Below are 21,111 nucleotides of genomic sequence, written 5' to 3'. Positions count from 1 at the left end.
ATTTACTCCGTAGCAGTTTCAAGGGTTGAAGGCGGCGCGAGCGGAGCACGACCGGTCTTAACCTTGGTCTTCACGCACTCAATGTCGCCTTCCAGCTCACGACGCCGCCAGTACGCGCTCCAGACAACGGATTCACCTTCTGTCTTGAGCACCTGCCCGTTGGGTTTACGTACTCGCAGATCACGCAACGGTTTAATCGAAACCAGTTCGCTTTCAGGGGCTGACTTGTTCATTGGGCAGACTCAGGATTGAGATGGATGAAAGCCTCGGCCAAGGGCTTGCCATCCTGCTGATCAGGCGGCACCACCGCCCAAGAGGCGTACAGGTGTTCAAACTCGGACAGGTTCGCCGTGCTCGGGGTGGGGACGTCACAACTGGTACGCAGACTGATCAACGCCACCGACAGACCCGCATTGCGCAGCTCGACGTCCTGCATGAACTGATAGCTGGAGGCCAGCCATTTGCCATCGGACCAGGTCGCGCCGTGCAACAGTGCAAAGCCGGCCTTGACCATGTCGTACAGCCCGATCACGCGCTTATCACCGTGCCGTGCTGCGTCCGGACCACGCGCATTGCGCGCCACCAACACCACCACAAACGGGATGGACAGGAATTCGCCGTTGGTCACGCTGCCGTCCAGAGCCACCACATAGGCTGCCGGGGCATCCGCTCCCCAGCGGTTCAGTACATCCTTGTCAGGCATGCTGGGCAGGCTCGCAACGACCTTCAGGTGTTTGCCCAGCTCGCTGTTTTTGATCGTGTTGATCAACTCGATTTCTATTTCGCCCAACATCAAGCACCTCCAGGTGCAGCGTGGTTAATGAGGTCATGAATACGGTGGCTGACCAGGTCGAGAATGTCGGCCTCATCATCGGTGGAGAGCCCCAGATACGGCCGTGCGGGCATATCGATCTGGTAGGCCCCCATCGTCACGCGCTGGGCAAAGTTGCTTTTGCCTTTCTTGACGAACTGGTTACCCACTACGCCGGTGCTCGCGTTTTGCTTGAAATAGATGCTCTGACTGCGGGCCGCTATTTCGATGGTTCCGCCAAACTGGTGGATGGCCGCATAAATGCGGTTGCTCCCCCACTGCGCCTGGCTGTTGTCAGCAGACGCCGTCAGCGAATTACCCAGATGCCCATCTTTGGTTAACGTTTTTCCGCCATCGCGCGCTACCCGTTGACTAGGCTTCCAGCTTTGACCGTCCGGCCCTACCTGATCGCTAAAACGCTGGCGGGAACTGCTCTCGCCCAAAAAGGCGATCGACTTGAGCAATGGCTGCGGGTGTTCACCCAGCTCGCGCAGCTTGGCAAACAGCGGTTGCAACGACGGCAGGTTGTTGGTGACCTTCAAACTGGCGGCCATCAGAGAAACCCTTTGCTGTTGCCACGCCCAAATACCCGGCCATCACTGACCATCTCGGCAGACGCAGCAGGTTGGGCAGAAGCGCCTTTGTCGCTGACGCCCAGCTGCACCCGACCGGTGGAAACGCCTTTCAAGAACTCTATGCTGTCCTTGTAGAGCGCCTCGATTTGGTCGGTAACGTTGTCGTCATAAAGGAAGTAGCGGGCCAACTGGCCAGCGATGCGTTCCAGGACTTCAGGGGCATTGCTCAGCGGCAACTGATAGCGACCGCCCAAGTAACTGTTGATGGTTTGCTCTGCGTCCTGCAAAACGCGCTCAACCTTGGCCAGCACCGCCGCCGTGGCGGATTGCTCATCCGGCGAGTAGTCGGACAAGTCCTCACCATTGATCGCCATTTTCAGCATGTCGCCATGGACTAACTGCGGCACGCTGTCGTCAGCGCGCTGGGCGATTTCTTTGGCACCGTAGCGTTTGAGTAGTTGAGCAGGACTGGCGTACATCATTCGCCCCCGGTGCTGAGGTCGTCAGAATTGTGCTCGGCACCGCCCAACGGCATGTCGATGCGCTGGCTGCTCAGCCGCGCTTCGCCCTCGATGGCGGCCAACTGCTCCTCCGTCAGGTCAGCCAAAAGGATGTCGAGCGATTCGCTGGTGAACTGTCGTCCAGCACGGTGAAACAGCGGACCAAAGCTGCGTACACGGATACCGGGTGCGGTTGGGCCTGCATCTTTACCGGATGCAGCGGGCTTGTTTTGAGTGGCTCGGGCCATGATTCAGAGACTCCCCGTGCCAGTGGAGCCAAACGCGAGCTGCCAGAAGCCGTAGCCCGCAGCGCCCCGCGCTTCGGCACCGAACTTGTATTTGCGCTGATTGAAAACGTCGTCCGCTTCCGGATTGGTCTGTTGCACGAACACCGGGGCTTTGCGCTCTTGGTACACAAACGGCATCACCGGCTTGGTGGTGTCGAGCAAATACCAGGCGGTGTCGGACTCGATGCGGCCATCCACCACCAGCTCGGCAGTGTTGCGGTAGATGTTCGCGCTCTTGTCGTCGAACTTGGCTTCGGTCAGCAGGGCGCGGGCGGTGTCTTCCATGGCCGGGCCGACCAGCAACACGTTGGGGTTGATGTTGAGCGAACGTCCTTCGTCGTCCTTGAACTGCTTCATGGCGGCGCGTGCCTTGCCATAACCGGCCATTGCGGCGGCCTTGCTCGCCACCGACAGGGGTGCCGTGCCCTTGTTGCTGACCAGTTTCTCCCCCACCGGGTGATCGGTATCGAAGAAGTACTGGCCGTCATGGCACAGGGAGGTAAACCCGCCGTTTACGGCGCCGTAGACGATTTCGTCCGGCAACTGGGCAGAAGAGAAGCCCGCCATCTTGGCCTGTGGCTGATAGATGCCCAACTGGTCGTCTTCAATGTGGTTGCGGTCGACTTCGACCGTGGCTTCAAAGTCATCGTTGACGATGCTGTATTTGGCGGCAGACAGGTTTTTGACATGTTTGGCACCGATCCACTGACGCATCTTCGGAAAGTTGCTCAGCCAGGCATAGTCGTTCTGTCCGGTGGTGGACGGCACCTTCATGGCGATTTTGGCCCAGGTGGTCGGCGCCGCCGCAAAGGCGTTGTTGAAGATGGTTTTCAGGCTGACGAAAGCGGCCTGGATACTTGCTTTGTTGACCAGCATGTTAGAGGTACTCCCTTGATTGGCGGGTTATTCCACCCAGACGCCGTCGGATTCGACGCCGACGATGCGCCCAGCGACGGAGCGGGCTTGCGAGGCATCTGACGCCGACACGGTCTGGTCGTCCACGATGTAGGCCATGGCCATGAAGTTGGCTTGGCTGATGGAACCGTCTGTCGCCCACTTGAAAGCACGCAGGCGACGAACGCTTATGTGCTTGGCGCCGTTGCCGCCACCCGCGTTGCTGACGGACTCCTCAGCGCGGCCGATGTAGACCACGTCATCCGCCGTCCACCCAGGGGCACAAAATCCCGACGGGTTAGCCACCACCAAGGCCCCGGCGTAAATCACAGCGCCTGCCACCATGGGCACCGAAACAACGCCCGCGTCCTGCATGTGCGTATTGCGATCACCGGTCAAGGCAGTCATTGCTGTTCTCCTTTTAAGGTGACCAGGTAATCAGCCGGTGCAACGCCCAGGGCTTTGCACACGGCCAAGGCTTCCGGGCCGAGTTCTTCGGTGGTGGTGGGGGTGTGTTTATGTTGCTGGGTCTGCTGGCCCCGGAGCGCCGCAATGGCCGGGGTCTTGTCCAGGTAACCTTTCAAGGCTGCAATGTTGGTTTTGCCCAGCTCCCGCGCCCAGTCTTCCTGGACGGCATGCAAACGACCATCGGACAAACCACCGTTGACCAGGTCGTCCACTTCACTGCCGATCTGGGTAGCTTTGAGTGCGGCGACTTCGCCTTTGAGGCTGTCAAACGCGGCCAGCGGCACGAACTTGGCAGGATCAGGCGCTTGCCCTTTAGCCGCCGCCAGCGCTTCGGTCAGCTCCTGTGTCTTACCGGCATCGGCCTTAAGGCCAGTCAGTGCCGACTGAATGTCTTCTTCACTGGCATCGCTGGCCAGGCCCAGCAGCGCGATCAGAGCTTCTTTATTCACACGGTGTTTCTCCTCTATTAAAGGGGCGGCCGGGTCGGCCAGATGAAAACGAGCAGCCGCCATCGCCAGCAAGGGAGCCATGCCATCGAGTGCGGGAAAATTGGTAAGGCCGACATGCAGCAGGTCCAGGACTTCGCCTGTGACCGGGTCGTAACTGAATACCGGGCTTAAGTAGCGGTATTCCTTGGCGTCCACCATGGCGCCGCCCTTGTCCGTCCAGTCGACCTGAGTCGAAAACAAACCTTCGCCGTCGCGCCACACCAGCGACGTACCCTTGAACCAGGCAGCAGCCGGGGCCGGTTGGCCGTTTTCGGTGCTGTTAAGAGTTTGGTGCTCGTAGTCCATGACCACGTCAGTGGCACGGGCGGCGACGCGGGCAATCAACTTGGCGGCAATCTGGCCGTCAATGACCCAATGGCGCGAAGGCACTTCCAGCGGCCGGCCGTCGCGGGCTTTGAAAGCACCGGCCGGGAAAAGCTGGACGGCAGCGCTGGCGGCCTGAATCTCGAAAGTGCAGGCGGCGATAGCAGCGGTGGGAGTGTGTTTTGTCTTCATACCGCCAGTGTCGGCGGCGGGGCAATGTCGATGTAGCTTGAGGGGGTTCAGTTGAAACCTAGGTGGGATGCCAAGTCTGCTAAACGGGGAGGACTTAACTTGCGGCGGTTATCATGAGAGCGGCACCGTATCACAGCGCCTCAGGAAGGCCGTTAGAACCGCGTTAGATTTGATTACCGACGAAAAAGCATATCAGCGTAGCCATTGAAGATCCTAACACCCTTCACGCGCCGTCTAGTCGATCCGGGCGCGTCATTGCCAGCCCTTATCACTTAAGACGCCGCGACGTGGTACATTCAGGTTTGGCAGACGTGACACGGTGATATTCTCCCGGCCGTACGACGCAGCTTGCTGCGGATGGCTATGTGGGGTTTCCGACCTTGGTCGGACTGGGAGGCCCCACCGTCTGCCTTTCTTATTCTCCCGCGCGGGGCGATGCTTTTGACAGCAGACGCCGCACCTCGCGATCTCGCTGAGCCTCTCGACTGCTGAGGCGCCTGAAGCTGGTCATGAAAATGGCCTTCCCCGTCTTCGTTGCTTTAATCACCGCGACGTATCCAGCTTCCTCTAATACATAAATCAACGACCCATCTTTGGCGTCGGTAATCGCGCGACCTCGATCCACAACACTCTGAATCAAGGAGTACTCTTGTATGGTCACCTCGGGGTGTTCTCGTAGCTGCTTTTTCAGTGTTTCCTCGGAAAAAGCTACCAGTTGAGTTTTGGCGCCCATCCGCGTCGCAACGTTGTGGTCCAAATGAGCCACCACAAAAGCACCTGCCGGACGCCGATACCACCCGGCAAAGGCGGGTCCCTTCACCAAGTCGGCGATACTAGCTCTCGCCACGTCGGGCGGGGCTGATTCCAGTCTGTCGATCAGGTGCCGATTCAGGCTGGCTCGTCGACCACCCGGTGGATAGTAAAAAGAAGGATTCACGCCTTTGGGGATATGCTGAAGTTCGCCGGTACGCTTATTAATGAAAGGTACTGTCGGAACAACAGGCGCCGGGCCGACGGCACGACCGGAGTTGTTGACTTGGTTCGCGGTGCGGGGGATAACCCGGCACTTGCACTTGTAGTCTTTGACCGGAAAGTGATCACGGAAAAATGGATGGTCTACCGGCAAGGTCAAACCGTCCCAGGCTGAATGCTCTGCACGTGGGTGTGCTGAGTTATTCGCGTCGTATTGCAGGTACGGAAACGCTTCCTTGTTTTCCTGAATGCGTTGCCACTGGCCTTCGCTGTGCGAGGTGCGCAGGTTAGTGTCGTAGATCGTTTTAAGCCGGTTAGGGCTGCCGAGTTGCGCGTCGACCACTTCGCCGGTCAGAGGATCTGTCATTGCCTTGCGGCCCCACCAGCCCTTATTGACAAGTGTGGGGGTCAAGGCTTGGGAGAACTGGGCAACGGTCATGCCGTTACTGAGTGCATCGTCCACCGCCTTGCGGATGTCCTCTAACAGATCTTGCTGCATGACCTTGGCCACGGTGAACCCAGCCTGATGCTGAGCCTGCCATACGTCGCGGTGGTCAAAGCCGATGGTATAGCCTTTCTGCTTGAAATATTCGACAGCCTCTTTTGGTGCCAGCGCGACCAGGTCAATCATCAGGCCGCCCCTGTCTGACCAGCGAGACCGGCTGCAAACAGCCCCCGGCTAATCTGCTCGGCCAGCTGGGTCGCATCCATTTGCGGAATCAGTTCAGGCAAGCGGGCGCGGAACTCATCCAGACTTTTGCAGCTGGCTAACAATTGCTGGACGGGGCCTTCCACCATGGTGGCCACCGGCTGCCAATCGTTGGCCATGTCTTCAGCCAAGTCGTCGAGCGCATCGGTGGGGGCCGTCTCGGCTTTCATGACCGCGACGCGCGCCGCCGCCATCTCAGCAGTGGGCAGCTGTTCGGCACTCATGATGGCCTCATCTTTACCAGGCAGCGGAATACGAAGTTTGTCATGCGCCCAGGTCAGGGGGATTTTCATCCCAGCGGTGACCAACTTCGGAAGCGCTTCAGCGTACATCGCCATGTCTTCGGCTTCGACCAGGTCAAACTTAAACTGAGGCAGGCGGCGCATATCGCGGTCACCGGCTTTATTCAGAGCCAGCAACGGGTACAGCAGGTATTGACGTAACGTTGTTTCGATTTGTTTGGCATCGCTTTGCAGCAGTTCATGTCGCACTTCGTTGTGCACGTTACCCAGGGCGTTGGTGCTGCTCGCACCATCCGACTGACTGGTCAGGGTGCCACCCAAAATGGCCTTGGACATCGATTTTTCAGCCCAATTGACCATCCAGTCAAACGGATCATGACTGCCGTTGGCTGCGGCCTTGAAGTCGATTTCCATGCCCTGCGGAATGATGCCCGCCGCGTTATGACCGATGTTCACCACCGCTCTCAGCAGGGTGGCTTTTTCCTCGTTGCTCGCCCCGTTCGGATATTTGCCCAGACGCACCGGCAGGCCGTAGATTTCCAGAAATTCGGCCAAGTCGCGCACCGAGTAATTCTTGAACAGGTATGGCCACGCCAACACACGATAAAGCCCGGCGCGGGACAGGTAGCCTGACTTGGCCTTGTGTTCGTGCGTGATCCAGCCGAACGGTGTCAGGGTTTCACCGTCCTGGCTGCCATCACGCAAGCGCAGCTCGGTGCGCGTGGCGGCATCCAGTTGGAACCAGGAGGACTCGCGGTAGTTGAACGCCTGCGGTATCCATTCTTTGCCATAACGCCGCCAGTCCAGCTCAATGCAGCTATAGCCCTTGCCAATAGCATCGAGCAGGTCAAACAGCAGAATTTCAAAATCTGGAAGATCGTGCATGACTTCATTGAGCCATTCACATTCAGCCTTTTCGACAGCGGAAGGATTACGTGGCGGCACCACGGCCCATTCGACGGTGGCCAACGCTCGTCGGCGCTTACCCATTTCAGCGAGCAAGTGCGCGTCCTTTTCTTCCATGTCCTGGAACAGTTCGCCCTGGGCTTTGATATCGCCGGTTTCGGCTGACTTCAAGATCCCCGCCAGGCGAGCCGGCGTCAGGCCGCTGGAGGGATGGTCAGCATACTCGCCGCGCAGCTCGGCCAACCGCGAGGTTTGCGATTCGCGTAAAGTTTTTTGTTCGAGTGGGTTGCCGTGGATATCGACGATGGCCATGTGTCACGTCCTACAAAAAATCAACGAGTGGGGACTACCAGGCGCCGTTAAAACCACCGGGCTGGTCGTCACTGTCAGTGTCTGACCAGCGATCCGCCCGCGAAGGCGCGGCGGTGTATTCGATCAAGCTGCCGTCCATAAAGGAGGCGCGCACGGCCATGACCAGCGCGACAGCAAAGTCACCGTGCCGCTTGCCTTTGCCGTCTTTTGCGTCCAGGTCTTTCTGTCGGCCCTTGTCGATTAACGGGATACCGTTCACGACCTTGATGTGCAGCAGATCATCGAGTGTGGTTTGGTGACGGGGCACGAGCAGATTGAACGACTCCAGTTCGCCCTTGAGCTTGGGCATCCAGAGCGCGTACCAGGCTTGGCTTAAATTGACCTGATCCACCGTATTGGCTCCGTACCGAAGCCCAGCCTGCTCGGCGAGATAACCGCCGTTGGCTGTGGCATCGAACGCAGCGCCAGTTCGGCGAGGCAATCGATCCATGATGTAAAACAGCACCTGACGCTGTTGTTCGTAGGTCAGGTTGCGCAGCTCGACCACGAAGGGCACGCGCTTGCGCAGACTAGGGGCAATGGCCAGCGGGCAGAACACGGTTAAGTCACCGCGCCGTGCGAAGTCTTCGCCCAGCACATGACGGTCGAGCGGACTCAGACGGGCCAGCTCGGGCGCCAGGTTCTCGACACACCACTGCTCAACCTCGGCCTCGCGCATGGGCGTGGTCCAGCTTTCAAAGCCTTCGGGCGCTTCGTAGCGATAGATCCTGATCGAGTGGTCAGCGACCATCGCCGCTTCGATCAACACCCTCGACAGATAGGCACCGCCTGATTTTTTCGGCACGCAGCCGTATTCCTCAGCGGCGCTTTCAGGGTTAGGGGCGTTTTTGTAGAGGGCCTCGCGCCAGGCCTTTTGCGCCTCGGGCGTCCAGACCTGGCCGGTCACAAAGCAAATGCGCTTATATAAGCCTTCGGCAATCGCGGCATCCAGCGTGATCCGGTGAATGCTGTAGTCCTTGCGACCTTCGCGGGCATCGCTGATGTAGGTATTGAAGGCGTTGTCCACACCGTTGTGCGTGCTGATCAGACGTACCTTGTTGCCCCACATCGTCAGTGCCAGCGCGGCCTTGAGCAGCTCTTCCAGCGATTCGTGGAAGGCTGCCTCATCGATCACCACATCGCCCTGCAAGCCCCGCAGGTTGCTGGGGCGTGACGACAGCGCCTGAATTTTGAACCCGCTTTTTGGAAAGCGAATCATGTAGGCAAGGATTTCTTCCTTCTTGCCCGAGTCCCAAAAGGTCTGCTCGTAAACGGCGGCTTCGGCCAGTTCGTTGAAGGCCTTGGCAAACAACGCACAAGCGGCGATGTACTCCAGCGCCATTTCCTGCTTGCTGCCGACATAAAAAGTATTGCAGCCTCGGCGACTGCGCGGCTTGGCGGCGTTGATCACGTTGCGCCCGGCCTCCGCCCAGGTCAGACCGGTACGCCGGGATTTCTCGGCGATCATGATCGGGCTTTGATCTTCGAACCAGCGTTGCTGGTAACCCAGAAAAACAGGTTCGTTGGCGGGCTGGGCGTCGGTCATTTCCTGCGGAACGACCACGCCGTGCAATTCCATTTCTTCGGCCAGATCGATCTTGCGCGGCACCGACGTTGCGGTCATGCCCTTGAGTTGCGAGGCGCCTGCGGTGGCCACCCGAGCGGCCATTAGGCTTTACCCAGCAAAATGCCGCGAATACGGCCTTCAAGTTCTTCGCTCATGCCATCTGCGCCGCGCAGTTCCTCACTGACGGCCTGCGCTGCCTCTGTAGCAAACTGCTTGCGAATGGTTTCGCGGTGTTCCATTTTCCATTTCTGCTGGGTGACGCTGGCACGCCCTAGCTCGGCGACTGCTTTGGCGACCTTGGCCACATCCATTTTTCCGTCCCCGGCCAGCAGCAAGCCAAAGATCTTTTCTTGCACCAGGCGTGTCAGAGCCTCGTTAACCGCGCCTTCATCATCGGGCGCTGCCGCGACCACTGCCTTGGCCTGCTCGCTGGCCAGCTTGAGCGCGCTCAAGCGGCTTTCGAAGTCCTGACCATAACGATGCAAGGCGCTTTTGCTGATCGCAAAGCCACGTGCCACCAACTCACCGGCCAGCATCTCGTATTCGCTGAAGTTGTTCTCGGCCAATGCCTTGTCCAGCCACGATTTCACCGAGGCAGGCAGGCTGGCAACCTTGCTTCTGGGTGGCATCTCAGACGCTCTGCGCTGGTCGGGCAATGCCCGGATTGCAAGGAATGGTGTACTCGGCAACATCCACACCGTAGTGCGTCAGGCCGGCGATCCATACGCCAATCGGTTGTTTGTCCAGCGTGACCAGGCTGCGATCTTTCAAATAATCCAGTTCGCGGCGCACCTCGTGTTGGGTAGCGTCGGGGTAGATCCCCTGGATCGTCGAAAGCACCAGGGCCTCATGGGGATCAACCGGACGAGAATTGTTCAGGGTTAATAGCAAATACCAGCGCATGGACTCACGGCGAGTCCGGGCTACATCAATCATGTTCATGCTTTATTGCTCCGCTCTTGAATGACTTCGAGCTTGGTGAATACACGGTCTATTTTCGCCTCAAGGATGGTTTGGTTACGCACCCAGTCCTCGCGGCGGACATAGTGAATCGGCAACTCGGCTTGCCATCGAAGGAACGATTTTTCCAACTGTTGAAGCGCCTCGGCGTCTTTGTCCTGGCGCTCCAGAACCTTGGAAAAATTGTCCTCCCAATGCTTGCTGGCCTCCAGTCGGGCGACTTCCTGTATGACGAAGCGTTCGTTTAGACGACTCTCAAACTGCCTGAGCAGTAGCTTGAATAAACCGAAAACTAGCGTGGCGAAGATGCCCAACAACGACAGCGCCCAACCGACCAGGTGGGTGAAGTCCATCTGCATGGTTATTTTCCTTTCACCTGGTCAATTAAAAGGTCCAACTGGACCGCCGTGTTTCGGCATTGCTCGGCGTATCGGACGTGATGCTCCAGCACTTGGGATTGGCTCACGCCAGAGCTGATCTGGCCAAGGGCTTGGGGCTTTCCGGGCGCCGCAGTAACTCTGACGGAACCTGTAACGGCTGGCATTGCGGCGCCGGTGGCCTCGTCGTAAATCCGCACCCACTCGGCAGTAAACACGCAAGCAGGCACAGGCTTAGGCCGCGCATCGAGCGCTTCGCGGTACAGATCGTTAACACGGGCGATTTCCCTTGAAAGGCGGTCGGTGGTTCTTCGGTTTTTGCGTTGCTGTTGAGCCAGATGGGTAGCCAGTTGATCGCTACGGGCCTGCTCGACGGCGAGCGCTATTGCGGCTTCTTTGGCATCACGGCGTAAATGCGCCAAGGCGGTGTCGGCTTTAATTTTGGCGATGACCTCAATCTGCTGAGGGTGGGGCTGCACTAGCTCGGCACCGCCAAAAAAGTCTGCGACCAACCAAGGCAGAAGGAGGCTCAGCCAAGAAAGACTCATAGCTTAGCCTCGCACAGTTGAAGCTCAGCGGCGCGACGCAGCACCAAACCGTTCAGCCGTTTGCCGGCGGCGGATGCCCATAGCGGCAACTGTCGGCAGGCTTCGGCAACTCGTCCCTGTCGAAGTAATTGAACCATGGTCGAGTTGCGACCGTCTTTCAGCCAGATAAAGCCATCCTTAACCCCCGGTTTGCCAGGCCCGACGTTGTAAATGAACGACAGAAAGCTGGCCTTGCTGGTCGGCGAGATACTGCTGCGTATTGGCTCCGGCACGGCTTGGTCAAAGATGCGCTCAGCTTCTTCAAGTGCCTGGATCGTCCATAGGTCACATTGCGCAGGGGTCGCGGTATCGCCCAGCTTTACGCCCTTTGTCCAACCATCGCAGATGGTCGGAATGCCTACCGGGTCCAGGTAGGCCAACAGGTGACGCCCCTCGAAATAGCCGACCGTGGGAATAGCCAAGCCGATTGCTAGGGTTATGACCTTGACTGACTTGTTCATACCCCGCCACCGACAGCGGCGCGCAGTTCTGCCAGACGTTGTTGACCAAACGCTGAGTCGGACCTCTTGAGTGAGGACACCCGCAGAGTGGGCTTGTTCGGGGCGGGATCATTCTCGCGAGCCCGCTGGATCATGCGTTTGTGCTCCAGCACTTTCTCTGCGTGGTACAGCGCCAGCTTTGTCAGGTCGCGAACCTGTGCCCGCATTTCAAAGGGGCAGGCCTCAAAAATCTGGCGTTGAAGGGCGACATCACCCGCTGCCTGGACAATCAAGGCGGCGTAATGACGGGGGCGATTCAGGACGCGGGGAGATTGGCTGTTCATGCCGCCAGTGTCGGCGGTGGCAGCAACCCATTGCAGATTGACCGGCTTCAGTAGAAAGCAGAAGCCCCGCACAAAGGCGGGGCTTCAACTGAACAAGAGTCGACTAGTGGAACAGGTCGGGCGCCCGGTCGGTTGGGGTCTTGAGGATCTCCCAAATTCGGCGGTCACTCAGTTTGTTACTGCGCGCCAGTTCAGCCACCAGGGTATTGGCACTGATACCTTCGCGCACGCCTTGTTCAAACTGGGTGTTGATATCGTGGTCTCGCAGGGAGCGCAACGCGGCATCGCAACGGGGAATATACAGCTGAACGTTGGCCCAGCGTTTGGCCATGATCTCTGCCGCCTCAACGCCGATGACATTAACAAGCGCTTCGTGGCGGATAATCCCCAAACGGCGCTTGCCTTGGGCCACTGGCCAGGTCGTACCGCCCAGTTCGTCGACCAGCCGCTGGGTCGCCGGTATACCGATAGCCTCGGCGATATCCAATACCTGACGAGGCAGCAGGCCCTTCACCTGGTCGATTTTCATTGGGTACGTCTTCCTTTGCGCTTGGCGTCATACGACAGCGCGGCAATCATACTGCGCAGTTGATCAAAGTCGCACCATTCTACCCGCTCCACTTTGAACATGCGCAAAGCCAACGCATCAGCATACTCCCACGGGCGGTTGGCTTCGGCCAGGAAGGCCTCGATTTTGCCAACCAGCTTGCGACGTTCAGTGGCTGGATTGGGTGCCACACGGGTTGCTTTTCGCGCAACCTTTGGCATCCATCCCAGCCGCACAAACTCAGCGATGACGGCGCCGATCTGACGGGGTGACAGATCCTTGGCCGAGCGAACCCCAGCGACGCGCGCAAGTAAGGCCCGGTAGGTGTCATCATCCAAACCCAGTTGCGATTTGGCGATGTGAATCTTTGCGAGGCTGCTCATTGAAAGGATCTCGGGTCGATAGCGTGTCTGAAGGCGCAAGCGTCACGGCGAGCCATCGCCGCCATGTAACGGATGCTCTGCACCAGTGCCTCGGCGCTTTCTTCAAATCCACCGGTCTGGCGAATGCATTCGATGTCGGAGGCAGTGCCGGAGCCGATCACTATCTTTAGCTTTGTCGCGCCGATTGCTTGTAAGCGCTGTTTCTTGAGTGCCCGGCAACGAGCCGAGCGGTCGCGGCTCAGGCGCTTTTTGCGGTCGTGTCTGGATTCTTGGGACATGTCTGGTTGCTCATCAGTACCGGACAACCACGTCCGGCAGACCATCCCGGCAGGCCGGGGCGGTTTCGCTTAATGCAGGGCTAATTGTTCCTGGCCGTTAACACCGTGGTTCAGACGGACATCGCCAGCCGCGAGAACGCCGTGCATAGCGTCAGTCAGGGCGCGCACACCGTTGGCCTTGCTGGCGTTACGGTCGCGGCAATCAAGCTTTTCCGTCTCGGAATGGTGCTTAAGCATGTACGCTGCTGTTGCCGGTGAAGGCTCATCGTTGCCAGCAAACGCCATTACCTGTCGGCGCACTGCTGACACCCAGGCGCCACAGAACACGTCGGCACGCTTGGTCTTGGTCGCAGGCTTGCAGCGCTTCAACTGCGTTCCAATGAAGTCACGGCGGGACTGGCGGACTTGGCGTAGTAACAAGGCCATGGTGTAGCTGGCAAGCTCGGCCAGTTCGCCGATAAAACGCCATTCGCCGATACCCGCCATGAACAGGACTTTGCAGGCGTAGGCCTGGGTGACTGCACCCACCAGGTTGGCTTCCCATTGCGGCGGGGTCATCTTTGAACCGCTACGGGCGGCGCATTCGAATACCTCGGAGAGCTGAATATCCGACTCTTCAAGGCGGTACTTTTCCATCAAGGCGCGGGCCTGGCGCATGGCTGCGGCAGCTTCGTGCGGGTTATCGCTAGCTGCCAGGCGCAGCAGCTTCTTGATTTTGTCTAAGGCTTTGCTGTGGTCCATAACGTCAGATCTCAAGGGTTCGGGTGATGCTGATATGTGTTTGGGGTTAAGCGATAGCGGCGGCTTGCACGGACTCACGGAAGCGTGAAGGGCTCCAGTCGCAAGACTCATCAGCTGGGATGTGGCCGAACATCAACGTGCATCTGCGGCAGTGCACGCAGTCGCCGCAAGTCTTGCCCACGGGTAAATTCATCTGATCTTCGTCGCTTACCGACCGCCGTAACGGGGCTCGTTGCTCGCTCATGACTCTCTCCATTTGTTCCTCGGCTGCTCGTCAGTACCAGGCAACCACGCCTGGCAGACCACCCCGGATGACCAAGGCGGTTTCGCTTAGTGGAGAGTTGTTGTGGTGGGTTGCCAGCGGCAGGCAGGAATGGCGCCCAACATCTTTTCGCTGGCGACCAGGTCGAACAGCTTGTTGAAGATACGTACAGCTTCCGTCTGGCGAGGTGTGCCGAGGTTCGTAGTCGGTACACCTGTCATATCGACGGCTACCGATGGCTTGCCGTTGCCTTCGCGGCGGTCTTCTAGGGTGATGGTGATCTTGGCCATGGGGCCTCCTATCGCTGAGAGTGGAAGGTGATGTGGTAGTCGCGGGCGACCTGACGTACGTATTTCTCGGTCATGTGGTGCTTGCGTGCGATCCACTTTGGCGAGTTGCCCATGGCCGCATCGGCCATGATCAATGCCGCGTGCTTGTCGGCGTCCGGGAAAGAACCTTCGATCTCCGCTAGCACCACTGCCTCAGGTGCTGCCACAGGGGGCGCAGCCGCAAAAAGATGGGCATAAACTGGCGACCGCTCCGGGTTGATGGTGAACGTCGCCGGAGCGCTGCTCATCTGGTGACCGACTTGCTGGACCTTGCCGCCGCGAGCCAGGAACTCAGCAGTCAGGCGGTCGAGGTTGGCGCGCTCGGTGTCGTGTTGCGGCGAATGCATCGGCAGCGGATCGCTGCGGGTGTCGTGATAGCGCTGCATGATCAGGCCTCCATCCGCTGTTTTAGGCGTTGGATTTCCTCGGCAATGGAATCAACCTGATCAGGTTCGCCATGGATCACCGCCACCACGTAACTGCGGCCGGAGTTAAGTTCCAGATGCACAAGGTCAAAAGTTTCAGTTGTGCTTTCCTCTGCATCGTTTAGCAGGTCCAACAAGGTGGTTTCCGGCCATTTCATTGCTGTCAGTACACCCATGTCACACCCCCGCAATATCAAGGCTGATGGGCTCGTACTGGTCGGTATCACCAACCCGCTGATACACGCGGATGTAGGACTTGGAGCCAACCACCTGGCAGGCGTCGCCGATGGCTTGCATGGCGCGCTGCCAGCGTTCATCGGTAATTTCCATACGGCGCAACGCCAGGACGCGGGCTGTGCGGATGTCGCCTTTTTGGTCAGTCCGGAAGGCGTCATTTACCAGCGTGACCACTTCGGGGCGTGCCCCGGTGGTCCAGTCCCGCAGGCATTCGTCAATCAATGCCCGCGCAGCCTGGAGGCGTTCGTCGAAAGCGATGCTTTCCTGTACGGCACGCATGATCTTGAAACGCCCATCGAAGCTGATCAGGCTGACATTTCCCTTCTTCCCGCCGATCTGGGCGCCGTACTGCTCGGCGCTGAGTTCGACAAAGGCTTCAATATCACCGAAAGCCGAGGCCTTGAATTTCGCCAGCACGTCGCTGGCGGCGCGGGCTTTTTCCACCAGGCCAAGCACCAAGGCATCCCGCTCCAGGTCGATAGGCTTGATCATGCTTTCCGGGATCAGTCGCTTTTGCGCGTCGACGCGATAGCCTTTGGGGATAGTTTGTTGTTGTGTCATTGCAAGGTTCCTCAGTGGAGAGTCGGGTGCGACCAGCCGGAAGGATGGTTCGCGCTAATGGGTTCGCGCCACTCCAGGATCACGCCCTGGAAGTGCAGGTTGTAGCGAGTACTTCCAGCCGATAGGTGACACAGACAGGCTTCAGCGGTATCCCGATCCAGCAAGAGGCGACCATCTTCAGCGCAGATAAGCAGAAGGTTTTCTGTCGGGTGAAAGCCCTGGATTCGGACGCCATAGGCTTGCAGTTGGCGAGCGGCGGCATTAAAGATGCGCAGACGTTCCGCCAATGTCGGGGTCAGAACCTTCAACGAAGTGCAGTTAGTGGAGGCGAGCATTGGCGTTCTCCTGATTGCAGCAGTTGGGATTGATTGGGCAGCGTTGGCAGGCGCTCCAGTACTGCATGGCCTGTGGATTGTGGGTTGGTGCTGGTTTTTCGCGGTAGCTTTGGCACTGATCGGTGGTAACGATTTCGTCGAGTGCGACACACTCAATACGGCCAAGGGTTGCCATCACCCGGCGCTCGACACCCGCTGTGCTGGGCGAGGCGTAGCGGTTAGAAAGGATCAGGCTGACGGCGGTTCGGCTCATGCCAATACGCTTGCTGGCTTTGGTTTGGTTGCTGGCGGCGACTTCGGCAGCCAGCAGGCGCACAAACAGGGGCGGCTCTGTACCCCAGGCGGTGAGTTGGACGTTCATAGAGCATCCTCAGTAGATTCGGGTTGGCGGAACACAACCTCGCCCAGGTTGGGATCAAAGACCTGGCCGACACGCTGAATCATCGGCGCACGTGGTCCGGTGTATTTGCCGTGCCCCAAGCAGTAACGAGCCTTCTTGCCCGGCTTGCTGGCCTGAACCTCGACGAGATACCCGGCGCGTTTGAGCCATTTCAGATAAGAGCGGGCGGTCCCAGTGGTGGTTGGCACCACAATGGAGGCTTGTACAGCCAGCTCATCGGCGTCCAGTTCGCCTAGGATGCGCAAGGAACGCCACATGGCTTCGGTGCCTTTGCCTGCGCTGCTGGGTTTTCCGTCGCGAGTGACGGCGGGCGCCTCAGCACCGATGTCCTTGAGCAGGCGCAGGGTCTGCTCTTCGAACTTAGCCCCTGTGACAACCTCAACATAACCACCCTTGATCAGCGCTTGCAGGTAGCTGCGCACGGCGGTGTCATCAGTCTTGGCACGACGGGAAATTTCATAGGCGGTAAATCCGTCACGTCCTAGGCGAATGGCTTCCCAGATACGCTGGCGATTGCCTTTGGTGCCCTGCATCTCCAGATCAATTTGTTTACGACCACGTCCCCCAGCCATTACACGCCCCTCCGTGCCGGAGCCTCACCGGTAAACCATCCTCGACTTCCCCAACCCGCCAGGTCGATGCTGTCCACGGCCTGGGCCTGAGTTTCGCCGTAGACCTTGTAGAGGTTGACCGCTACGCGGCGCAGGCAGCCGCGCACCTTGTGGCGCAGGTCTTCCAGCAGATCGTCGGCAATGGTCAGAGTGGGATAGCTGGCTTTGGCCAAATTACGCAGGTCGTCAAGGGTGGCGGGCTGAGCAGGCACCCATTCCAGCACGCGGTTGTGCAGACGTTCCAGCTTCGCCAGGCTGCTCGGCACACGCTCTTCGCCGATCAGGACAATGGTGCCCTGACTGGCGTTGTAGATATCGGTCAGCACATTGGCGACGGCTTTTTCGAGCAGGTATTGAACGTCGTCGATCAGTAGCGGCCGGCCACTGCGCGACAGTTGTTCGGCCACTTGATCAACCATAATTGAGAGTGTTTGACCGGGGGCAATGCTCATTTCGCGCAGGATCGCCTGCAAGAAAGCTTTCTTGCTCCAGGTGTCGCGGCACTCCACGTAATAGGCGCGGTGCAGGTTGGCGGCAAAGGCAGCCCCTACGCTTTTGCCCAGGCCACTGGCGCCGTACATCACCACTAAGCCCGGCAGGCCCGGTGGACGGGAATGAGCGCGCTCGATGGCAGCGGATAAGAGGCCGACGTTGGTCAGGGGTACGATTTTGCAAACACTCATTGGTAGCTCCTTGCGGGTGTTGAATCAGGCGCGGGCTTGTTCTGCATACTCGAACATGCGGCGAATTGATGCGAAGTCGGGGTGTTTGGAGTAGCGGCCGTGCCATTGGGCTTCTTCGTCCGTCAGCACCTCGCCATTGACCAGACGGTCGGCGAGTTGATGCCAGAGGTGGTAGCGGGCGGTCGGGTCGGATGGGAGATCGAAAGTCGACGCCGGTGGCGCTGCCAGTTGGGCAAAGCGTTGCGCTTCGGCAAGCTGCTCAGGTGGTAGCTCATAGTTGCTGGGTGCAGCCGTGAGGACGCGAATTTCCACCTTCTGCCCGGTGAGGGTTTCGGCTTTTTTAGTCAAGCGAGACAGTTGACCGCGTTCGCGTTTCTCGCTGGCTTTTTCAAGCATGGTTTGCGGCATGGCAGGGCTGGAGTTGCCATCAAGCAGAGCTTCGCCGATGAGGTCGCCGTCCAGGGTGTGGACCCACACGCGGCTGGAATCGCGGTAGTCGTAGGCCACCCGGACTTCTTCGCCATGGAAGCCATCCAGATCTTTCAAGAAATAGCTGTTGCTGTTCCATTGCACCAGGCAACGGCGGACAGTGCGTTCTACCTGCGGACGGGTCAGGCTTTCGACGACGTTGGCATCAGCCAGCAACGGTTCCCACCCCTCGACCTCTGCACATTTCCAAGCCTCCATTGGGCTCTGGTGCCGCTTACGCATCGTCTGAAGGTCGCGAAACTTAGGCAGTCCGCGATGTGGGCGACGGTTGTAGTCGTCGAGCGCCCGTTCCAGTTCAGCGAAGAACATCGAGAACTCAGGCACGACTGTCGGTGCGAGGCCCAGCGCAAGCTGTTTGCGTGACAGTTTGTGTGTTTTTGTGGCGGCCTCTTTGTCCATGTCGGCGCCAATGTAGCTGTCGAAGGTTTTCGCAAGCCTGACCAAGATGGTTTTGTGCGGGCGCTCAATCACGCCTCGGGCCTGAGAGTTATAAGGCAGCGAGTGAGTGATAGTGCCACCTAGGCGGTCGTTGACTTCATATACGACGGAGTTATCGAAGCCACTGCCGTTGTCGACATAGAAAATCTTGTACATGCCGCAACGACTGACCCCGTCGCGCAACGTGTCCAGGGTGGCGAGCGTCGATTCGGCCAGGTTGACTGAGAAGCCCACAATGCGACGCGTAGCCCAGTCAATGACCATGGTGATTTCCGGGCGGAAGATTTGGCCGGTGATCGGGTTGATGACCTCAGCGTCAAAGGTGTGACCGTCAGCCACCCATACGTCATTCGGCCAGAGCATGTCGGCCTTGCGGTTGTTGTAAGCCTTGAGTGCGTTCAACGCATGCGGCCCCAGACGGCCGTGTTCACGGACCGATGGGCTGAGCTTTTTCAGCCAGCGGCGTACCGCGTGAATGCTAGGGCAGACGCTGCTATGTATATCGCCATGCAGTTGCTTGAACTGCTCGTAAGCCGCCTCAACGCTGGGCTTCTGAGGGCGCTGGTAGTGCTTGAGGAATTCACCCGCCCAGACGGGGACGCTCATGTCCTTCTGACGGCGAGCTGGTGCCAGTCCGGTTTCGCCATGCGCACGGAAATCTGCCAACCAGCGCATGAGCGTACGCTTTGAGAGGGTCCGGTCTTCGGTCTTTCGGTCGTTGGCCCGAGCCACTCGCTCAGTCAAATAAGGACTGAGGTCACCGGATTGAGCTAGAGCTACCAACGTCAGAACGGCACGGTTCTGGCTGACCACCTGGCTCATACGCTCGATTTCGCGAACGAATGACAGGCGTGCGCTCATGACGGAAGCTTGCGAATCGTTTAAGCGTGACGCAGTTTTAGCATCACGCTTCTCAGCTATTTTCTGTTTGTCAGTAACTACTTCTTCTAGGTCTGTGCTGACAGAAGCTATTAAGAGCGCCATTTGTGTTTCTTTTGGCAATACGCATAGTGAGTACTCAATCGCTTTCGTGCCTAGGCGCTGCTGGCCCTCCCAGAGCTCACGCTTTGCGCGTAGCTGAATAGCACGTTCTGTACCTGGCAAACCTGGTAGTCCAGCCAATTCACTAGCCGAGTACCAGTTACGCATTGTTGTCACCCAATACGCGCTTCAGTTCACGTGCTTTCCTGCTAACGTCGTCACGAAGGCGCTCTAAGCGCCCTAGTTCCGCATTCAGTGCATCACGCCCATAAGCAATCCGCCCGCCACGCTGCTCAGCCAACCAATTAGTCAAAATATGGCAGCTGCACACTTCTTCTAGCAACGGGGCCCTAAAGAAAGGGAGGTTGTGGTCGATACGTGCAGGACTAGACCACGCATCAAGCATATGTTTGCTAACGTCATCACCAGATAGCCGAGACATACGTGCTGCAATTTCATATCGGTCTAACTCAGAACCTTTAAGAATTTCGCTGATCAGTTCACTTACATGTGCGGCGTTGCTTGCATTGCTAGGCATAGCTAAAACCGGCTTTGGAATCGCGAAAATGTCTAAGGTGCGGTCGTCTTTAACTTTGCGCATGTTTAACTTTCCGTTCCATTTTTACGGTGCCGAAGGTCATAAGCTGGGGTATGCTCATAGCCGTAAGTTGCGTTGCTTTCGGAACGTCCTGATCGCAGTCGAAACGGAGTGCCGTTCGCATTCCAGCGTTCTGGCCATAGATCGATAGGGTCGAGGCTCAGCGCTTTGGCAATAGCTCTCTCCATTCGTGGGTAAGCTGTGCGTTTGACGTTTTTAACCGCTGTATCTGACACTTCTAGCTCGCGGGCCAGCATCGCTAGAGAGGTGCCGCGGGCTCGGAGTTGGTACTTAATCCATTCCCAACGCAGGGTTGGATTTATTGGGATTTCGGTTTTGTTCATGTCTTGCGTCCATTTTGACCACTTGGGAGAGTGGTTTTTTTGGGGTGTCTAACGTCACCTAGGACATAAACATAGCCGCTTTGTTCTTTGAGGTAAGGCGCAAAACGGCATTTCGCTTTGCCCAAACCGGCATACTGTGAGGCGATTTATCTATGTCATTGTTTTTAAACAGATTAATTCGAATCCGAAATTTCGCATTCGTCTATTCGAGAATTTCGTTCTCCTTATTAGAGAAAACGAAATGAGTGAGGGTCTGGCGAGTCGCATAAGGGAGTGTGCGGAATTAGCCGGAAGCGGCGACGAGCTTTCGCGCATTACGGCCATCCCGCGCCGAACGTTGGAGTATTATCTGACAGGGCAGCGGGAGCCGAAGGTGGCTCGTTGTGTGGAAATCGCAAAGGCGGTTGGGGTAGATATAGGGTGGCTTGCATCGGGCGAGGGCGACAAGCTCAAGGCGAAACCTATGGTTATCCCC

The 21,111-nt window shown here is 58.1% G+C and carries 33 protein-coding genes and 2 other RNA genes; 1 reads left to right on the top strand and 34 read right to left on the bottom strand.

Going from position 1 to position 21,111, the window contains the following annotated elements:
* Window positions 1-2: 2 nt before the first annotated feature.
* The 16 genes from ACI77I_RS26015 to ACI77I_RS25940 form a co-directional block, all read right to left on the bottom strand.
* Window positions 3-233 carry a DUF2635 domain-containing protein gene (locus ACI77I_RS26015; RefSeq protein ID WP_406999053.1) on the bottom strand — a complete coding sequence of 77 codons (231 nt, stop codon included), beginning with the start codon at window positions 231-233 and terminating at the stop codon, window positions 3-5.
* Window positions 230-793 (bottom strand): phage protein Gp37, encoded by a 564-nt coding sequence (locus ACI77I_RS26010; protein ID WP_406999051.1) that lies wholly within the window; start codon window positions 791-793, stop codon window positions 230-232. The genes ACI77I_RS26015 and ACI77I_RS26010 overlap by 4 nt, the downstream gene beginning before the upstream one ends.
* Complete coding sequence (locus tag ACI77I_RS26005) at window positions 793-1,365, bottom strand: phage virion morphogenesis protein (protein WP_406999049.1); 573 nt, start codon at window positions 1,363-1,365, stop codon at window positions 793-795. The genes ACI77I_RS26010 and ACI77I_RS26005 overlap by 1 nt, the downstream gene beginning before the upstream one ends.
* Complete coding sequence (locus tag ACI77I_RS26000; protein WP_406999047.1) at window positions 1,365-1,865, bottom strand: gp436 family protein; 501 nt, start codon at window positions 1,863-1,865, stop codon at window positions 1,365-1,367. The genes ACI77I_RS26005 and ACI77I_RS26000 overlap by 1 nt, the downstream gene beginning before the upstream one ends.
* Window positions 1,865-2,134, bottom strand: coding sequence for a hypothetical protein (locus ACI77I_RS25995; protein WP_406999045.1), 270 nt, complete (start codon window positions 2,132-2,134; stop codon window positions 1,865-1,867). The genes ACI77I_RS26000 and ACI77I_RS25995 overlap by 1 nt, the downstream gene beginning before the upstream one ends.
* 3 nt (window positions 2,135-2,137) lie before the next feature.
* The gene (locus ACI77I_RS25990; protein ID WP_406999043.1) at window positions 2,138-3,049 is read right to left on the bottom strand and encodes a Mu-like prophage major head subunit gpT family protein; all 912 of its coding nucleotides are present in this window, start codon (window positions 3,047-3,049) and stop codon (window positions 2,138-2,140) included.
* A gap of 27 nt (window positions 3,050-3,076) precedes the next feature.
* On the bottom strand, window positions 3,077-3,475 hold the full coding sequence (locus ACI77I_RS25985) for a hypothetical protein (RefSeq protein ID WP_406999041.1): 399 nt from the start codon (window positions 3,473-3,475) through the stop codon (window positions 3,077-3,079).
* Window positions 3,472-4,539 carry a phage protease gene (locus tag ACI77I_RS25980; RefSeq protein ID WP_406999039.1) on the bottom strand — a complete coding sequence of 356 codons (1,068 nt, stop codon included), beginning with the start codon at window positions 4,537-4,539 and terminating at the stop codon, window positions 3,472-3,474. The genes ACI77I_RS25985 and ACI77I_RS25980 overlap by 4 nt, the downstream gene beginning before the upstream one ends.
* A gap of 415 nt (window positions 4,540-4,954) precedes the next feature.
* Complete coding sequence (locus ACI77I_RS25975; protein ID WP_406999037.1) at window positions 4,955-6,142, bottom strand: phage minor head protein; 1,188 nt, start codon at window positions 6,140-6,142, stop codon at window positions 4,955-4,957.
* Window positions 6,142-7,680, bottom strand: a complete 1,539-nt coding sequence (locus ACI77I_RS25970; protein WP_406999035.1) for a DUF935 domain-containing protein — start codon at window positions 7,678-7,680, stop codon at window positions 6,142-6,144. Before ACI77I_RS25970 ends, ACI77I_RS25975 begins: the two co-directional genes overlap by 1 nt.
* 34 nt (window positions 7,681-7,714) lie before the next feature.
* Window positions 7,715-9,388 (bottom strand): terminase large subunit domain-containing protein, encoded by a 1,674-nt coding sequence (locus ACI77I_RS25965; protein WP_406999033.1) that lies wholly within the window; start codon window positions 9,386-9,388, stop codon window positions 7,715-7,717.
* Entirely contained in the window at window positions 9,388-9,915 is a 528-nt protein-coding gene (locus ACI77I_RS25960; protein ID WP_406999031.1) for a DUF3486 family protein, read from the bottom strand. The genes ACI77I_RS25965 and ACI77I_RS25960 overlap by 1 nt, the downstream gene beginning before the upstream one ends.
* 1 nt (window position 9,916) lies before the next feature.
* Complete coding sequence (locus tag ACI77I_RS25955; protein WP_406999029.1) at window positions 9,917-10,228, bottom strand: hypothetical protein; 312 nt, start codon at window positions 10,226-10,228, stop codon at window positions 9,917-9,919.
* On the bottom strand, window positions 10,225-10,605 hold the full coding sequence (locus ACI77I_RS25950) for a hypothetical protein (RefSeq protein WP_406999027.1): 381 nt from the start codon (window positions 10,603-10,605) through the stop codon (window positions 10,225-10,227). The genes ACI77I_RS25955 and ACI77I_RS25950 overlap by 4 nt, the downstream gene beginning before the upstream one ends.
* Before the next feature lie 2 nt (window positions 10,606-10,607).
* Entirely contained in the window at window positions 10,608-11,171 is a 564-nt protein-coding gene (locus ACI77I_RS25945; RefSeq protein ID WP_406999025.1) for a hypothetical protein, read from the bottom strand.
* Window positions 11,168-11,671, bottom strand: coding sequence for a lysozyme (locus ACI77I_RS25940; RefSeq protein ID WP_406999023.1), 504 nt, complete (start codon window positions 11,669-11,671; stop codon window positions 11,168-11,170). Before ACI77I_RS25940 ends, ACI77I_RS25945 begins: the two co-directional genes overlap by 4 nt.
* 140 nt (window positions 11,672-11,811) lie before the next feature.
* Here ACI77I_RS25940 and ACI77I_RS25935 point away from each other — a divergent pair, with 140 nt between their 5' ends.
* Window positions 11,812-12,048 (top strand): hypothetical protein, encoded by a 237-nt coding sequence (locus ACI77I_RS25935; RefSeq protein ID WP_406999021.1) that lies wholly within the window; start codon window positions 11,812-11,814, stop codon window positions 12,046-12,048.
* A 49-nt stretch (window positions 12,049-12,097) separates the two neighbouring features.
* On the opposite strand, the gene ACI77I_RS25930 is transcribed toward ACI77I_RS25935, so the two are convergent.
* From ACI77I_RS25930 to ACI77I_RS25845, 18 genes are all read right to left on the bottom strand, one after another.
* On the bottom strand, window positions 12,098-12,523 hold the full coding sequence (locus ACI77I_RS25930; protein WP_406999019.1) for a Mor transcription activator family protein: 426 nt from the start codon (window positions 12,521-12,523) through the stop codon (window positions 12,098-12,100).
* Entirely contained in the window at window positions 12,520-12,924 is a 405-nt protein-coding gene (locus ACI77I_RS25925; protein WP_406999017.1) for a gp16 family protein, read from the bottom strand. The genes ACI77I_RS25930 and ACI77I_RS25925 overlap by 4 nt, the downstream gene beginning before the upstream one ends.
* Window positions 12,921-13,202: a hypothetical protein gene (locus tag ACI77I_RS25920; RefSeq protein ID WP_406999015.1), complete on the bottom strand. Its 282-nt coding sequence runs from the start codon at window positions 13,200-13,202 to the stop codon at window positions 12,921-12,923. Before ACI77I_RS25920 ends, ACI77I_RS25925 begins: the two co-directional genes overlap by 4 nt.
* An RNA gene (locus ACI77I_RS25915) (hammerhead ribozyme type II) lies at window positions 13,203-13,273 on the bottom strand. It lies immediately after the preceding gene.
* Window positions 13,272-13,943, bottom strand: coding sequence for a DUF2786 domain-containing protein (locus ACI77I_RS25910; RefSeq protein ID WP_406999013.1), 672 nt, complete (start codon window positions 13,941-13,943; stop codon window positions 13,272-13,274). Before ACI77I_RS25910 ends, ACI77I_RS25915 begins: the two co-directional genes overlap by 2 nt.
* Window positions 13,944-13,989: 46 nt before the next feature.
* On the bottom strand, window positions 13,990-14,187 hold the full coding sequence (locus ACI77I_RS25905) for a hypothetical protein (RefSeq protein WP_406999011.1): 198 nt from the start codon (window positions 14,185-14,187) through the stop codon (window positions 13,990-13,992).
* A 17-nt stretch (window positions 14,188-14,204) separates the two neighbouring features.
* Window positions 14,205-14,275: hammerhead ribozyme type II (locus tag ACI77I_RS25900), an RNA gene on the bottom strand.
* Window positions 14,274-14,495, bottom strand: coding sequence for a hypothetical protein (locus tag ACI77I_RS25895; protein ID WP_010564669.1), 222 nt, complete (start codon window positions 14,493-14,495; stop codon window positions 14,274-14,276). The genes ACI77I_RS25900 and ACI77I_RS25895 overlap by 2 nt, the downstream gene beginning before the upstream one ends.
* An 8-nt stretch (window positions 14,496-14,503) precedes the next feature.
* Complete coding sequence (locus ACI77I_RS25890) at window positions 14,504-14,920, bottom strand: hypothetical protein (RefSeq protein ID WP_406999008.1); 417 nt, start codon at window positions 14,918-14,920, stop codon at window positions 14,504-14,506.
* Window positions 14,921-14,922: 2 nt separating this feature from the next.
* Window positions 14,923-15,135 (bottom strand): hypothetical protein, encoded by a 213-nt coding sequence (locus ACI77I_RS25885; RefSeq protein WP_406999006.1) that lies wholly within the window; start codon window positions 15,133-15,135, stop codon window positions 14,923-14,925.
* Between the two features lies 1 nt (window position 15,136).
* Window positions 15,137-15,757 (bottom strand): DUF3164 family protein, encoded by a 621-nt coding sequence (locus tag ACI77I_RS25880; protein ID WP_406999004.1) that lies wholly within the window; start codon window positions 15,755-15,757, stop codon window positions 15,137-15,139.
* 11 nt (window positions 15,758-15,768) lie between these two features.
* Window positions 15,769-16,092, bottom strand: a complete 324-nt coding sequence (locus ACI77I_RS25875; RefSeq protein WP_406999002.1) for a hypothetical protein — start codon at window positions 16,090-16,092, stop codon at window positions 15,769-15,771.
* A complete protein-coding gene (locus ACI77I_RS25870) occupies window positions 16,076-16,453 on the bottom strand; it encodes a hypothetical protein (RefSeq protein WP_406999000.1) in 378 nt (125 codons plus the stop codon). The genes ACI77I_RS25875 and ACI77I_RS25870 overlap by 17 nt, the downstream gene beginning before the upstream one ends.
* Window positions 16,450-17,064, bottom strand: a complete 615-nt coding sequence (locus tag ACI77I_RS25865) for a hypothetical protein (RefSeq protein WP_406998998.1) — start codon at window positions 17,062-17,064, stop codon at window positions 16,450-16,452. Before ACI77I_RS25865 ends, ACI77I_RS25870 begins: the two co-directional genes overlap by 4 nt.
* Complete coding sequence (locus ACI77I_RS25860; protein WP_406998996.1) at window positions 17,064-17,786, bottom strand: AAA family ATPase; 723 nt, start codon at window positions 17,784-17,786, stop codon at window positions 17,064-17,066. Before ACI77I_RS25860 ends, ACI77I_RS25865 begins: the two co-directional genes overlap by 1 nt.
* Window positions 17,787-17,810: 24 nt before the next feature.
* On the bottom strand, window positions 17,811-19,862 hold the full coding sequence (locus ACI77I_RS25855; protein ID WP_406998994.1) for a Mu transposase C-terminal domain-containing protein: 2,052 nt from the start codon (window positions 19,860-19,862) through the stop codon (window positions 17,811-17,813).
* Window positions 19,855-20,295: a hypothetical protein gene (locus ACI77I_RS25850; protein ID WP_406998992.1), complete on the bottom strand. Its 441-nt coding sequence runs from the start codon at window positions 20,293-20,295 to the stop codon at window positions 19,855-19,857. Before ACI77I_RS25850 ends, ACI77I_RS25855 begins: the two co-directional genes overlap by 8 nt.
* A 2-nt stretch (window positions 20,296-20,297) precedes the next feature.
* Window positions 20,298-20,636 (bottom strand): transcriptional regulator, encoded by a 339-nt coding sequence (locus tag ACI77I_RS25845; RefSeq protein WP_406998990.1) that lies wholly within the window; start codon window positions 20,634-20,636, stop codon window positions 20,298-20,300.
* Between the last annotated feature and the right edge of the window lie 475 nt (window positions 20,637-21,111).

This window comes from Pseudomonas sp. D47 (genome assembly GCF_045447305.1).
Lineage (GTDB): Bacteria > Pseudomonadota > Gammaproteobacteria > Pseudomonadales > Pseudomonadaceae > Aquipseudomonas.
The sequence above is the reverse complement of the archived record's forward strand: the minus strand, read 5'-3'. Positions and strand labels throughout refer to the sequence as shown.